This window comes from Pandoraea sp. NPDC087047 (assembly GCF_044745225.1).
GTDB lineage: Bacteria > Pseudomonadota > Gammaproteobacteria > Burkholderiales > Burkholderiaceae > Pandoraea.
Genome location: NZ_JBIUZU010000001.1, coordinates 281,055 through 295,366, shown reverse-complemented (window position 1 = coordinate 295,366; position 14,312 = coordinate 281,055). Strand labels below are relative to the sequence as shown.

Sequence of the window (14,312 nt, the reverse complement as noted above, 5' to 3'; positions counted from 1 at the left end):
GCTCTGGCGTTCGTCTTAGAAGTCGAACCCGGCGCCGCCCGGACCACCCGCGGCACCTGCCGGGGCCGGGTTGGCCGCCTTGGGCGCTTCGACAACCGTGGCATCTGTGGTGAGCAGCAGACCCGCCACCGACGCGGCATTCTGCAAGGCCGTACGGGTGACTTTGGTCGGATCGAGCACGCCAAGCTCCACCAGATCGCCATATTCGCCAATGGCCGCGTTGTAACCGAAATTGCCCGTGCCTTGTGCGACCTTGGCCACGACAACGCTCGGTTCATCGCCCGCATTCGCCACGATCTGACGCAGCGGTTCTTCAAGTGCGCGCAGCACGATCTTGATCCCGGCGTCCTGGTCGGCGTTGGCCCCGCGCACCTCCCGCACGCTCTCGCGCACGCGAATCAACGCCACACCCCCGCCGGGCACAATGCCTTCCTCGACGGCCGCGCGCGTTGCGTGCAGCGCGTCGTCGACCCGGTCCTTTTTCTCCTTGACTTCAATCTCGGTCGCGCCGCCCACCTTGATGACAGCCACGCCGCCGGCGAGCTTCGCCACGCGCTCCTGCAGTTTCTCGCGGTCGTAATCGGAGGTCGCCCCTTCGATCTGCACGCGAATCTGCTTAACGCGCGCCTGAATGTTGGCGGACTCGCCCGCGCCATCGATCACGGTCGTGTTTTCCTTGCCCACTTCGATACGCTTGGCCTGGCCCAGCTCGGCCAACGTCGCCTTTTCGAGCGACAGCCCCGTTTCTTCTGCAATGACCTGACCACCCGTGAGGATGGCAATGTCCTCGAGCAACGCGCGTCGGCGATCGCCAAAGCCCGGGGCCTTCACGGCAACGGTCTTGAGAATGCCGCGGATGTTGTTGACGACCAGCGTGGCGAGCGCCTCGCCTTCCACGTCTTCCGCAATGATGAGCAGCGGACGGCCGGCCTTGGCCACTTGCTCGAGCAGCGGCAGCAGTTCGCGAATATTGCTGATCTTCTTGTCGTGCAGCAGCACATAGGGCGACTCAAGCACCGCAATCTGCTTCTCCGCATCGTTGACGAAGTAGGGCGAGAGGTAGCCGCGATCGAACTGAAGGCCTTCGACCACATCGAGTTCATCGGCGAGCGACTTGCCATCTTCCACCGTGATCACGCCTTCCTTGCCAACGCGATCGATCGCCTCGGCGATGCGCTGGCCGATCGACTCTTCGCCGTTAGCCGAGATGGTGGCGACCTGTGCGATTTCCTTGCTGGTGGTGGTCGGTTTGCTGATGCCGCGCAGCGCCTCGACGGCGACCACGACGGCACGGTCGATGCCGCGCTTGATGTCCAGCGGGTTGAGCCCCGCCGCTACGTACTTCTGACCTTCACGGACGATGGCCTGCGCCAGAACGGTAGCCGTGGTCGTGCCGTCACCGGCCAGATCGCTCGTCTTCGATGCGACTTCCTTGACCAGTTGGGCGCCGATGTTCTGCAACTTGTCCGCGAGTTCGATTTCCTTCGCGACCGATACCCCATCCTTGGTCACGACGGGCGCACCGAAGCTGCGTTCGAGCACGACATTGCGACCTTTCGGACCGAGCGTCACTTTCACCGCATCGGCGAGAATGTTCACGCCCTCTACGAGTTTCGTACGTGCGGCGTCGCGCAACACGATGTCTTTGGCTGCCATGGTTTCCTAGCCTCGATAGTTTTGAGAAGCGATTGCGTTAGCCGATCACCGCGACGATGTCTTCTTCGCGCAGGACCAGGAGTTCGTTACCGTCGACTTTCACCGCCTGACCGCCGTACTTTGCGAACAGCACCCGGTCGCCGATCTTGACGTCGAGTTCGATATGACGGCCATCCTTGTCTCGCCGGCCCGGGCCGACAGCAACGATTTCCCCCTGATCGGGCTTTTCTGCGGCGCTATCCGGCAGCACGATTCCGGAAGCCGTCTTGGTTTCCTGATCGAGGCGTTTGACGATGACGCGGTCCTGTAGTGGACGAAGGCTCATGACATTTCCCTTGTGAGTCTGATTTCTCTCTTGACGTTGGCACTCTCGTTTGTCGAGTGCCAGACCGGTTGGCAGTATAGAAATGGCACGGCAGTGCGATCCAATAACCGATTCTCGGATCGATATGCACGAAACGACTGCGCTTCTCATATCGCAAGCGATGCTATGAAAAGCCGATTTGCTTCGTTGACGCAAGTGAGGGCACCGGCTACTTTGCGACCTTCTGACGCCGGGCCTGACCATGTCCGGCCCAACAGGAGTTTTCATTCGTGGCAGTGTTCGAGATCGAGAATGTGGTGTCGTCGTTGCAGTCCTCGCGGGTGCGCTGGCGTGAAGCACAGCGACGCTTGCTCGAAGCGGGAAGCCGGGACCTGCCATCGCGCGAGCGTCTGGCGGAGATCGTGAATCTTCTGAAGGGCGTGCTATATCCGATGCGTCTGGGGCCGCACGAGCTGCTGCACGCTGGCGAGAACTATTACGTCGGTCACGCGCTGGCAACCGCGCTCGCGCAGTTGGCCGAGCAGGCGACGCTGGAATGGCGTTACAAGGATCGGCATGACGAAGCGGCGGATACGTCAGTCGTCGAAGCGCGTGTACATGTTGCCATTCAGCAGTTTGCTTACCGTCTGCCGGAGATCCGCGACCTGCTCGATTGCGACGTCATCGCGGCTTATCAGGGAGATCCCGCTGCCGGCAGCGTGGACGAAGTTCTGCTCTGCTATCCAGGCATTCTGGCGATGATTCATCACCGGCTCGCGCATGAGCTGTACCGGCTCGATCTGCCCTTGCTGGCCCGGATCATTGCCGAGCAGGCGCATTCGGAGACGGGCATCGACATTCACCCCGGCGCACAGATCGGCGCGGGATTCTTCATCGATCACGGCACCGGCGTGGTCATCGGCGAGACCGCCATCCTGGGGCAGCGTGTACGCGTCTATCAGGCCGTCACGCTCGGCGCAAAGCGCTTTCCGGCAGACGACGACGGGCACCCGCGCAAGGGGCTTGCGCGCCACCCTATCGTGGAAGACAACGTTGTCATCTATGCCGGGGCAACCATTCTCGGACGTGTGACCATCGGTCAAGGCTCGGTGATCGGCGGCAATGTCTGGCTCACGCAGGACTTGCCGCCGTTCAGCAATATCACCCAGGCCCGTTCGCGCAGCGAGTCGGGCAACGCGCCGGGCAGGCGCGTCGACATCGAACGCAATTACGCATAACCGCCCGGGATTAGGGCGCCGCGCGATCCTCATTTGCGCGATGTACTTCCCGGCCGCCTACCAGCGTCAGCGCCGATTGCAGCGTCAGCAGATCGGCCTCGGGAATCGCCAGCGGATTCGCACTCAGGACCGCCAGATCCGCCCATTTGCCGGGGGCGAGCGTCCCTTTGTCCGCTTCCTCGAAGCTCAGGTACGCACCATTGCGGGTAATCGTCTCGATCGCCTGTGTGCGCGTGAGCCGCTGGTCCGCGCCGATGACTGCCCCTGTCGTGCGCTCCGCACGAACCACACTTGCCCAAACCGCGCTGAACGGGCTGACGGGAATATTGTCGCTGCCCGACGCGACGTCGATACCGGCCTCGAGCAAGGTGCGCTGCGGAACGAACCGGTTACCGTCGTGCGCTTCGGCAAGGCGTGACGCCCCGTTTTTCCAAAGCATGTAGAACGGGATCGTTGTCACACGCAGGCCAAGCCGTCGGATACGTGGCAAATCTGACGGTTCGACGCGCCCCACGTGCTCCACCACCCAGCGCCGCTGCGCGAGGGCGAAGCGTTTGTCGATGGCCTCGAAGACGTCCAGCACCTCGCTCAATCGGTCGATCACCACGCTGTGCACGCGCAGGTCGAACTCGGCGGCAAGCCATGCGTAATCGCGAAAGTCCTCGATGCGATTGGCCCACTCGACGAATCCAGACCATCCGGTGTTGGGCAGCACTTTGCGCACAGCGCGTGCGGTCGCTGCAGAGCCGCCCAGCCCGATGAACACGCCCGAGACGGCAAACCAGGGATCGCCCAGCCCTTTTCCGCGCGCAAACGACAGCCAGTCGCGCATGGCCAGACGCGCCTGTGCTGCGTCGTTCCACGTCGGACTCACGCACAGGCGTGTACGCATCGTCAGTTCACCCGCCTCCCACAGCGCACGGTAGACGGCGATGGTCTGCGGCGCAGATCCGTGCCCCTCATACACGCTGGTCGTGCCGAACGCGTGGTACAGCGGCAACGAGCGGCGCAACCCTTCGAGCCGGTCCGCAAAATCGAACGGAGGGACTTGCGTGAGGACGGCGAATTCGATGAGCGGGCGCTTGTTGGTCTCCACGATGATCCCGCTCGGCTGGCCGTCGGCACCGATCTCGATGTCGATGCCCTCACAATCGGGGCAGGTGTCGGCGTGAATGCCGTTGCGCGCGAGGGCGAGCGAGTTGAGCGCACTGTAGCCCGGCGGTACGCCCCAGTTACCGAAGAGTCCCGGAATGTAGACAGGATGATCGGGGGCGACGGCGTCCAGTTCGTGACGGTCCGGCATGCGATTTTCCGCCAGCGTGCTCGGGCCACCGAAATAGAACGGCGGCTGGCCGACGGGCATGGTGATGATCCACTCGCCCTTGGGGGTGCGCGCGACTTCCCTGCGTATGACGTCGAGCACATCCGAAATCGTCTGCGCGTGGGCCAGGGACGGGCGTAGCGTCTTCAGGCCCTCTCGCTCCATGTGGGCATGCGCATCGATAACACCCGGGATGACCGTCCGCCCGGCCAGGTTCACGAGCTTCGTCCCCGGCGTTTTCGACTGGGAGAGAACGTGCTCATCGAGCCCCACCGCAACGATGCGCTCGCCCGCGATGGCGATGGCCTGCGCCGGCGCTGCGCCGGGCTCCATGGTCAGAACGTGCCCGCTGTGCAGGATCAGATCGGCTTTGACGTTCATCGCTTTGCCTGCGCGCCATACCACGGGAACACCCGGTGCAGCAGCCAGGCGAAAAGCTGATCGGCCACGAAGCCGAGCGCCCCGAGATAGATCAGTCCCACGAACATGATGTCGACGCGAAAGACCAAATGCGCAAACGAAATGAGGTAGCCAAGCCCTCTTTCCGAGCCGACGAGTTCGGCGGCCACGAGCACCACGAACGAGACCGATGTCGCCTGACGCAAACCCGCAAAAACGAAGGGCAACGCTGCCGGCAACGCCACCTGAAGGGCGGTGGCGGCACGCCCTGCGCCGAGCGACGCCGCTGAGCGCAGATAAGCGGGTGAGATGTCGCGCACGCCGAAGAACGTGTTGATCCATACCGGAAAGAACGCGCCCCAGGCGATCAGCATGACCTTGGACAGGTCGCCCAGACCGAACCATACGATCGCGAGCGGCACGATGGCGATGGACGGTATGGCGCGCAGCCCATGCAGCACCGGATCGCTCAGGTGACGCAGGGCAGTGAAATGTCCGGTCAGCACGCCAGCGGCGACACCGAGCGTCGAGCCCAGCAAAAAGCCGCCCAGCGCGCGCTGAAGACTCGCTCCGACGTGCGGCCAGATTTCGCCCGTACCCCAGGTCATCTCGGCGAAAACATCCGCCACCCGCGACGGCGGCGGGAACATGTTGAGGTTGATCCCCGGAATGAGGCGCGGCACGAACTCCCACACCAACAGAAACAGCAGACATCCGAGAGTGCCTAGCAGCCACTGCTTGCCGAGTGCACTCCAATAACGGGTGCGCCGCGCCTGTCGTACGGCTTCTTCGATGGCTTGTCGACGCGCAGCGTCCTGGTGACCGGACGGCCGGGATGCCAACGCTGCAGCATTCCCGGATGGGGATCGGGGGAACGCCTCGGCACGTGTGTCCGGGCTTTCGGGCAGGAGGCGCAGGCCTCCTTGAGGGCTCGCACTCACGTCAGGCTCTCCGTTGTGTTCAATGTCTCGAAAACCCTGCCGATGCGCTCATAGATCTGGCCGAAGGCCGGATCGCCGCGCTCGCGAGGGTAGGGCAGCGGCACGTCCACGATCTCGTGGATGCGCCCCGGGTGCGGGCTCATGACGACGACACGCTGCGCGAGGAACACGGCTTCCTCGATGTTGTGCGTAATGAAGAAGACCGAGAGCTTCAACTCGCGCCACACACGCAGCAACTCGTCCTGAAGCAACGACCGTGTCAGGGCGTCGATGGCGGCGAAGGGCTCGTCCATGAGCAGAACGCGTGGCCGGGTCGCAAGCGCGCGTGCCACGGCGACGCGTTGGCGCATTCCCCCCGAGAGCTCGAACGGATACCGGTCGCCCGCATGCGCGAGGCCGACAAGGGCGAGCAATTCCTCTGCGAGCCGGCGCCGTTCTGCGCGCGCGACACCTTGCTGCTTCAGACCAAATTCCACGTTTCGTCGCGTGGATAACCAGGGGAACAGCGCGTACTCCTGAAACACCACGCCGCGGTCGGGGCCCGGCCCCTGCACCGCCGCGCCATGCACCGCTACCGTGCCCAGCGTCGGCTTGAGAAATCCAGCGATCAGATTAAGCAGAGTGGTCTTGCCGCATCCGCTCGGCCCGATCGCGCATACGAATTCGTGGTCACCCAGCTCCAGATCGACATCGGTGAGCGCCCAGTTCAGGTCGCCCGAGCGTGTCGTGTAGAGCTGCGATACCCCCTGAATCGAGACGGCGGGTGGCGAGTGGAGTGGGTGAGGCAACGCGCTCATGAGAGCGTGACCCGTTCAGGAGCGACCGCCTTGAGGGCATCGGTGTAGACCAGCTTTCGGTACAGCGAGCGCAGGTCCTCCTTGGGATGCTGGGCGAGCCCTGCGTGAATCGCCCAATCGCCGTTGAGCACGAGATCGTCGAGCAGACGATTGTCGAGTCGTACGCCGACTTGCATCGTGTCGAAGCCCGCCTGCGTTGCGGCCACCGATGTCTTCGTGCGCGCGGCCACGAGCGCGACGGCGTCCTGCGTGTGCTCGCGATAGAACTGTTCAGCCGTGAGCAGCGCACGCACGGCGCCTTCCACGAGCTTTGGCTGTTGCCGCACGACTGCTTCCGGCGCAGTCAGCACGTAATGGCTGACGAAGACCTTCTCCAGACCGGTGTCGGGCAGCAGACGCACGAGCCCCGGGTAATCCCCGACCGCCTTTTGCCCGGAGTCGAATCCCCATGCAAACGCATCCACGCCGTTTTTACCGATGGCAGAGACGACATCGCCACCGCCTACGTTGACCAACGTTACGTCCTTGAGGCTAAGGCCCCAGAGCGACAGATAACGCGAGAGGAAGTAATGGCCGCTGGTACCCAGCGGCGTGGCGATACGTTTGCCCTTGAGCTGCGCCGGCGTATCGATGCCCCGGTCGGTGCGGGCGGCGACCACCATACCGCTCGACAGGCGCGTGAACTCCGCCACGATCACCGTATTGACCCCATTCGCGCCCGCGAGTCCGATCACGCTGTCGGTGGTGGTCGCGAACTGGGCTTTGCCGGCCTGTACCGCATCGAACGCCAGCCGGCCGGACGTGAAGGCGAGCGTCGTCGCCTCAATGCCCTGCGGGCGCCAGTAATCCTTGCTCGAGACCAGATACGGGATCGCCCAACTGGACCCCTGACTCTCGGCTACAACAATCTTCTGCGCCGCATGCGCGGTGGGTATCAGATTGAGATTGGCACCTATGCCAAGTGCCCCCAGCGTTCTCACAAATCCCCGACGATCCATGCTCAACCTCTCATTCAAGATCAGACTTCATTGACGTAAACCTGGCCAGACTTTGCGATCCTCGCCGGATCGTCTTCACATCGTGTTGGAAACGGGGCGCGCGGCTAGGTGTATTGATCGGGAAGCGCATCGGTCAACAACCACTGACCGATGGCTTTCTGCCGATAGTCCAGCGGATCGTGCAGCGTGTGAACGCGTACGTTGCGCCAATACCGGTCGAAACCATCCCGGCGCGTGGTGGCGCTCGCTCCCATGAGTTCGAAAATGCCGGAGGTGATGTCCAGCGCGGTACGTCCGGCATGAAGCCTTGCCGCTGCGATCTGCAATGCGACCTTGCCGCGTGCTTGCGCGCTCAAGTCCAGACCGAGGCGCCAGGCGTGCTCGAATGCACTCAGTGCGTCGTCGGCCAGCAACAGGGCGGATTTCAGTTGAGGCCACATGCCACCGATTCGCAATTGGAGTAATCCGTCGTCGCGCGCGTGCTCCACGGCCGCCATGGACCACGGGCGCGCCTTTAGCTTCACGTAGTCGATGGCATCTCTGAGTGCCCCCAGCGCGTTGCCCAGATAGATTTCGGTGAGGATCAATTGACCGATGAGGTTGCGCAGCGTGGCGCGTGGACTGCTTGCCACGCCGGGCGGCCCTAGCACCTCCGAGTGGTCCACTGCCACACGTTCGAACGTGATCGTGCCGCTGTCGGTCTGGCGTTGCCCGACGTTATCCCAGTCGTCATGGACAGTAATGCCTTGCCGCATGGTCGGAATCGCGAGAAAGCGCCGGTCGGTGGGCTTGTCGCCCAACGTCACCGAGACCATGAGCATGTCGGCGCCTCGCGCACCCGAGCAGAAACTTTTGACGCCGTTGAGTTCAAAACCGGTTTGTGTTCTCGCGATCGCAAGACGTGTGTCGCGAGCATTGACAGCATTGCCCCAGAACCAGCGGCGGCCCACTGTGTTTCCGAGGTAGTGCGCCTGTTGGTCGACGGAACCGAACAGGCGGACGGACGCCACCTGAAGATGCTGAAACCCGAAGAGATGGGCAAGTGAGCTGTCTTCTACGGCGAGGCGGCGAACGATTTGCAGAATCGATTTCCACCCTGCATCCAGACCATTGAACTCGCGCGGCACCGCCAACGAGAGCAGGCCGCTGTCGCGCAGCACCTCACGCTCGTGCCATGCCGTACCGCCTTCCCGGTCGCGTTGCGCCGCCGACGACCTCAAGACCTCGGCCACACGTGTCACCGCTGGCGCATGTTGCCCGAAATGGTGCGATGGCAACCATTCGTCAATGAAAGGCTCATCCATACTTCTACGACTCGTTGTTGCGTCCATGAAGACGCTTGTAGGCCAAAGACGGCGTTCGAGCGACTATAGGGAGCGCCTTTCGTGAATCCAACCAATATTTCAGAATATGGTTAGGCAGCGCGGGACACGATCGATATCCGATCGTCGACGTTCGGAAACTGGGCATCGTCAACGCAACCGAGGGCGGGTCAATTCGACACGCATCACAAGTGTGATTTGCACTATATTCAATCTAGCGGGTTTCAGCGGATTTCCCCTTGATTGGGCAATTCGGCAGAGAATCCCCGAGGTGCGACCTGTTCCTGCCATTTTGGCCCGCGCGTCGGGTTCGCGAGTTGAAGCCCCGCATGCCAGCTTCGCGCCGAAGGTTTCTGATACTCCCCTCGAGGTTGGTTGACCTGGAAGGAGAGTGAAAATGAAAACTCAACAGGAACTCGACAAACCTAGTCGCAGAACCCTTCTCAAGTTGGTGGCGGCGACCGGGGCTTGGCAATTGGCCAGTCCTTTCATCATCAAGGCTCGCGGCGAGACGCCAATCAAATTCGGCCTCTGCAATCCCCTCACAGGCACCTACGCACAACTTGGCAAAAACGAGCAAATCGGTTGCGAGCTCGCGGTCGAGCAGATCAATGCCAAGGGAGGGATTCTTGGTCGACCGGTATCACTGGTGGTCGAGGATTCGACCAGCGCCGATACCGGTGCTGCGGTGCAAAAAGCGCGCAAGCTGATCGAGCGAGACCATGTCAATTTCCTGCTTGGCAATGTGAACTCCGCCATGGCACTGGCCCTCGGGCAAGTGTCGAACGAGTTGCGTACGCTACATATCGTGACCGGCGGCCATACCGACGCCGTAACGGGTACCGACTGCCACTGGAATGTATTTCGCGTGTGCAACACCACGCGCATGGAAACCAACTCGGTCTCGAAGCTGCTCTTCGATAAGTACGGAAAACGCTGGTACTTCATCACACCCGACTATGCATTCGGCCACACACTGCAACAAGGCTTTGAAGCGAGTCTGAAGCAGTTTGGAGGGACTGAGGTTGGTGCGTCCCTGACACCCCTTGGCGCCACCGACTATTCGTCGTACCTGATCAAGGCACAAGCCGCAAACCCGGACGTCATCATTTTCCTCACCGCCGGGGACGACGCCGTGAACTCGCTGAAACAGGCCGTGCAATTCGGTCTCGACAAGCGTTTTCATCTGGCTGGCGCGCAGCAGGAACTTGAAGTGCTGGAAGGCCTGCCGCCCAACGCCCGTATCGGCACATGGGTGTTCGAGTGGTACTGGAATCAGCCGAACGTGCCTCACGTCGCGCAGTTCGTGGCAGACATCCGCCGGAAAGCCGGTCGGGTGCCCACGGCCAGGCACTGGTTCGGCTATGCGTCCGTCTGGACAGCCGCACTTGTGGCGAATCAGGAGAAGACGCTCGATGCCGTCAAACTCGCGCACGCCCTCGAGGGTTTCAAGCTACCTCCGGAAATCGGGCTCATGCCCTACACGCCTTTCTATCGTGCGGGCGACCACCAACTCATGCCCTCGCTCTATGTCGGGCACGCAGTGGAGAAGGGCCCCACCCCGGAGGACCTGTTCCACGTGGATACCGTCATCAAGGGTGAGGACGTAGCCTTACCGGTCGAACAGACCGGGTGTCATATCACCTGGGCGTAATCGGTCGTCCCCGACGCACGCACATCCGACGGCCGATCCGGCGCACAACGCGTGTGCCGGATCGGTTTGCCAAAGGCAAGGTGCCCGTATGACGCAACTCATTCTCTTTAACGTGTTCAACGGGGTAATCATCGGCGCGTTTTACGCGCTCATGGCCTTGGGGTTGTCGCTGATCCTGAACCTGAGTGGCGTGATCAACTTCGCCCATGGCGGTTTTCTGGCGTTGGGCGCGTACCTGGCGTACACGATGATGCCGTACACCGGCTTCTGGATCGCGCTCCTCCTGGCACCGGTGCTCACCGCCGTGCTTGGGTTGCTGATTGAAGCGGTTCTGATCCGACGTCTGTATGGCCGTGATCCGCTCTACAGCTTATTGCTAACCTTCGGGCTGGCCTTCATCCTTCAGGACGGCACACGCTTCCTCTGGGGCCCCCAGACCTTGCCGTACCAAATTCCCGACATACTGAACGTACCTTTGAGCACCACGTTCTTCTTTGTCACCGGGTATCGATTGTTCATGGTGATGCTGGCCATCGCCGTCGTCACCGGGCTGTTTCTGGTGCTCAACAGAACCCGACTGGGTATTCGCATTCGCGCCGGCACTGCCGATCTCGAGACTGTCGCCGCCCTTGGCGTGAATGTGCGCATCCTGCGCAGCCTGAACTTCGGCATGGGTATCTATCTGGCAGGTTTGGCTGGTGTCCTTGCCGCAGGCATGCTTGGGCTCTCGCCGACCATCGGGGATTCGCTGATCATGCCCAGCTTCGTGTCGATCATCGTCGGTGGTCTTGGCAGTCTACCCGGCACGTTGTTAGGGGGATTGCTCATCGGGGTGGCGGCAAGCGTGACTGCGGTGTTTTTGCCATCGGCTTCGGAAGCCGTCATTTACGTGATGATGGCACTCGTACTGCTGGTCAGGCCCCGAGGTCTGCTGGGTGAAGTCGGGAGAATCAAGTGAGCCCGGTTTTGCGGCATCTCCACAATTTTCTGGTCGCGGCGGCGCTCCTGACGATGCCGTTCTGGATCGGCGCGATTGGCGGCTACCCGGCATTGGGCACGCGGGTGCTTGTCATGGCGCTGGCCGCGATGGCGTTGAATTTTCTGCTGGGATTCACCGGCGTGCTCTCGTTCGGCCACGCGGCTTATTTCGGCCTTGGCGCCTACGGTGTGGGCATGACAATTCGCTATCTGACGCCCGACACGCTGCTCGGGATACTGGTTGGGGTTGTCGCCGGGACATTGGCTGCGGCGGTGATAGGGGCGCTGATCGTTCGATTGCGTGGCGTGTACTTTGCGATGGCGACCATCGCGTTCGGTCAGGTCTTCTATTTCATCGCGTTCACGTGGAACTCGGTCACTGGCGGAGACGACGGTCTCTCCGGTTGGCATCGCATGCCGATCCGACTCGGCGCCTACACCATCGACATCTTTTCCGACGAGCGCCTGTTCTACTACTTCGTGCTTGCCTGCTTCGCGATTTCCGTAACCCTCATGGCCGCCATACTGCGCTCGCCTTTCGGCCACACACTTCTGGCGATCCGTGAGAATGAAAAGCGCGCGCGTTTCCTGGGCCTTCCGATCGAGTGGCACATCTGGTTGTCGTTTGTCATCTCGTGCTTCTTTGTGAGCTTGGCCGGCACACTCTTTGCGTTGCTGAATAACTTTGCGGACCCGCATGGCCTTCGATGGGATCAGTCGGGTGACTTCGTCATCATGGCGGTGCTTGGCGGCATGCGGTCATTCTGGGGCCCACTGATCGGGGCTGCGATCTTCGTGGTGGTCCAGGATTTCATTTCGAGCCGAACCGAGAATTGGATGTCCTTCATCGGCCTGCTGTTCATCCTGGTTGTGGTGTTCTTTCCACGAGGTGTCCTTGGCGTGCTTGATCGACGAGGCAGATCATGAGCCTGCTCGTCGTCGAGGACGTCTCGCACCAGTTCGGCAGCCTGCGTGCCGTGGATGGGGTATCGATGTCGATCGACACGGGCGAGTTGCGCGCGGTCATCGGCCCGAACGGTGCTGGCAAGACGACGTTTTTCAATCTCATCAGTGGTTTATTTCCACCGACCTCGGGCCGCATTCTCTTCAAAGGCGAAGATGTCACGGCGCTGCCCCCGCATCGCCGCGTCGCCATGGGAATGGCGCGAACTTTCCAGATCACAGAGATATTTCCGGAACTCTCGGCGCGCGAGAATGTGCGCTTTGCCGTCGAGATCGCAGCCCACCATCGCCTCGATTTGTGGCTTCCCGCCGGCGAACGCCGAAGGATCGAGGCGCGTGCCGACGCGTTGATCGGGCTTGCCGCCTTGTCTGAACGTTGCGACCGAAGTGTGGGCGAGTTGCCGCTGGGGGACCAGCGCGCCACTGAGATTCTGATGTCGCTCGCGCTCAATCCAACGCTGTTGCTGCTCGACGAGCCAACGGCGGGGATGGCCGACCAGGAAACCTACGAGATCACGCAACTCATCCGTACGCTCAACCGCGACCAGGGACTATCGATGATCCTGATCGAGCACGACATGCGCGTCATTTTCGAGTTGGCGCAACGCATCACGGTACTCGCCGAAGGGCGGGTGTTAGCCGAGGGCACACCGACGGACATAGCAGCGAACGAGCAGGTGCAGGCCGCCTATTTGGGAGCCCCGAAATGAAAGTGCTGGAAGCCAATGGGTTGCAGACGTATTACGGCAAGAGTCATGTCCTTCACGGGGTATCCATCGAGGTGCAGGAAGGGGAGGTCGTGGCGCTACTCGGACGCAATGGCGCCGGCAAGACCACCACGCTGCGCAGTCTGATGGGCTTGACGCCACCACGCGAGGGCAACATTCGCATGTTCGGCGAGGACATTACTGACTGGCCGCCATTTCGTATCGCGTCGCTCGGCGTGGGCTACGTCCCCGAGGGGCGTCGGGTGTTTGCTGGCCTGAGCGTGGAGGAGAACTTACAGGTACCGCTTGAGCGCGCCGGAACATGGCGCGTCGAGCGGGTCTACGAGACCTTTCCCCGTTTGGGTGAGCGCCGCGCAAGCAAAGGCCGCCAGTTATCCGGGGGGGAGCAGGAGATGCTTGCGATTGGACGCGCTCTCATGCTCAATCCAAGACTGTTGCTGCTCGATGAGCCGTCCCAGGGTTTGGCCCCGCGACTCGTACAAGACGTTTTCGATGTCGTCGTGGCGATGCGTGACGAAGGCATTGCCGTCTTGCTGGTCGAGCAAAACGTGCGTGCGGCCTTATCGATTGCGGATACTGCCTGCGTGCTCGACGACGGGCGAGTGGTCTTCGTTGGTGACGCCCGCACGTTCGCCGGTGACGAGATCCACGTGCGTGAGTTGGCGGGCGCATCGGCAGCCCAGTGGCGATGACCAAGCTGACCCGCGTGTTTCCAACTGGCGCGTTCCGCGCAGCTCCGACGGGCCGACGCCACCGTATTTCGTCTTCCAGCTATAGACAGTCGCCTCGCGAATACCCGCCTGACGACAAACCGATTCGACCTTCGTGGCCAACTCCAACTATTTCAAGGCCAATGCGATCTGCACTTCGTGAACTCGCTCGTCTTCATGGCACGTCATTCACCCAAAATCTCCGGACTTCCTTGATCTTTTCGTTTTGATAAGACAACTTAACAAGAAAAATAACACTATGGAACCGGAGTTGATGGAGCGATTACGAGTAGGAGACGACTC

Annotated in this window: 13 protein-coding genes and 1 pseudogene; 6 read left to right on the top strand and 8 right to left on the bottom strand. The window is 61.7% G+C overall.

Features of this window, described 5'->3' with window-relative positions:
- Positions 1 to 15: 15 nt before the first annotated feature.
- Together groL and groES are read right to left on the bottom strand one after the other, a co-directional pair.
- Positions 16 to 1,656, bottom strand: a complete 1,641-nt coding sequence (groL, locus tag ACIPHM_RS01195) for a chaperonin GroEL (protein WP_400323576.1) — start codon at positions 1,654 to 1,656, stop codon at positions 16 to 18.
- 37 nt (positions 1,657 to 1,693) lie between these two features.
- Complete coding sequence (gene groES / locus ACIPHM_RS01190) at positions 1,694 to 1,981, bottom strand: co-chaperone GroES (RefSeq protein ID WP_400323573.1); 288 nt, start codon at positions 1,979 to 1,981, stop codon at positions 1,694 to 1,696.
- Between the two features lie 269 nt (positions 1,982 to 2,250).
- On the opposite strand from groES, the gene epsC reads away from it, so the two are divergent.
- Complete coding sequence (gene epsC, locus ACIPHM_RS01185; RefSeq protein WP_400323570.1) at positions 2,251 to 3,198, top strand: serine O-acetyltransferase EpsC; 948 nt, start codon at positions 2,251 to 2,253, stop codon at positions 3,196 to 3,198.
- A 10-nt stretch (positions 3,199 to 3,208) separates the two neighbouring features.
- Here epsC and ACIPHM_RS01180 read toward each other — a convergent pair whose 3' ends face one another.
- The 5 genes from ACIPHM_RS01180 to ACIPHM_RS01160 all read right to left on the bottom strand — a co-directional run bounded on the left by ACIPHM_RS01180 (position 3,209) and on the right by ACIPHM_RS01160 (position 8,958).
- Positions 3,209 to 4,900: an amidohydrolase gene (locus tag ACIPHM_RS01180; RefSeq protein WP_400323567.1), complete on the bottom strand. Its 1,692-nt coding sequence runs from the start codon at positions 4,898 to 4,900 to the stop codon at positions 3,209 to 3,211.
- Positions 4,897 to 5,760 (bottom strand): ABC transporter permease, encoded by an 864-nt coding sequence (locus ACIPHM_RS01175; protein WP_400323564.1) that lies wholly within the window; start codon positions 5,758 to 5,760, stop codon positions 4,897 to 4,899. The genes ACIPHM_RS01180 and ACIPHM_RS01175 overlap by 4 nt, the downstream gene beginning before the upstream one ends.
- Positions 5,761 to 5,855: 95 nt before the next feature.
- A complete protein-coding gene (locus ACIPHM_RS01170) occupies positions 5,856 to 6,656 on the bottom strand; it encodes an ABC transporter ATP-binding protein (RefSeq protein ID WP_400323561.1) in 801 nt (266 codons plus the stop codon).
- Positions 6,653 to 7,654 (bottom strand): ABC transporter substrate-binding protein, encoded by a 1,002-nt coding sequence (locus ACIPHM_RS01165; RefSeq protein WP_400323559.1) that lies wholly within the window; start codon positions 7,652 to 7,654, stop codon positions 6,653 to 6,655. The genes ACIPHM_RS01170 and ACIPHM_RS01165 overlap by 4 nt, the downstream gene beginning before the upstream one ends.
- A 104-nt stretch (positions 7,655 to 7,758) precedes the next feature.
- Positions 7,759 to 8,958, bottom strand: coding sequence for an acyl-CoA dehydrogenase family protein (locus ACIPHM_RS01160; protein WP_400323556.1), 1,200 nt, complete (start codon positions 8,956 to 8,958; stop codon positions 7,759 to 7,761).
- A gap of 415 nt (positions 8,959 to 9,373) precedes the next feature.
- Between ACIPHM_RS01160 and ACIPHM_RS01155 the strand changes: the two genes are divergently transcribed.
- The 5 genes from ACIPHM_RS01155 to ACIPHM_RS01135 all read left to right on the top strand — a co-directional run bounded on the left by ACIPHM_RS01155 (position 9,374) and on the right by ACIPHM_RS01135 (position 13,991).
- On the top strand, positions 9,374 to 10,630 hold the full coding sequence (locus tag ACIPHM_RS01155; protein WP_400323553.1) for an ABC transporter substrate-binding protein: 1,257 nt from the start codon (positions 9,374 to 9,376) through the stop codon (positions 10,628 to 10,630).
- Positions 10,631 to 10,718: 88 nt separating this feature from the next.
- Complete coding sequence (locus tag ACIPHM_RS01150) at positions 10,719 to 11,588, top strand: branched-chain amino acid ABC transporter permease (RefSeq protein WP_400323550.1); 870 nt, start codon at positions 10,719 to 10,721, stop codon at positions 11,586 to 11,588.
- 53 nt (positions 11,589 to 11,641) lie between these two features.
- A complete protein-coding gene (locus ACIPHM_RS01145) occupies positions 11,642 to 12,535 on the top strand; it encodes a branched-chain amino acid ABC transporter permease (protein ID WP_400324290.1) in 894 nt (297 codons plus the stop codon).
- Entirely contained in the window at positions 12,532 to 13,281 is a 750-nt protein-coding gene (locus ACIPHM_RS01140) for an ABC transporter ATP-binding protein (protein WP_400323548.1), read from the top strand. Before ACIPHM_RS01145 ends, ACIPHM_RS01140 begins: the two co-directional genes overlap by 4 nt.
- Positions 13,278 to 13,991: an ABC transporter ATP-binding protein gene (locus ACIPHM_RS01135; protein ID WP_400323546.1), complete on the top strand. Its 714-nt coding sequence runs from the start codon at positions 13,278 to 13,280 to the stop codon at positions 13,989 to 13,991. The genes ACIPHM_RS01140 and ACIPHM_RS01135 overlap by 4 nt, the downstream gene beginning before the upstream one ends.
- Positions 13,992 to 14,009: 18 nt before the next feature.
- Here ACIPHM_RS01135 and ACIPHM_RS01130 read toward each other — a convergent pair.
- Positions 14,010 to 14,138 (bottom strand): annotated as a pseudogene (locus tag ACIPHM_RS01130) (transposase); the annotation flags it as partial.
- Positions 14,139 to 14,312 lie beyond the last annotated feature (174 nt).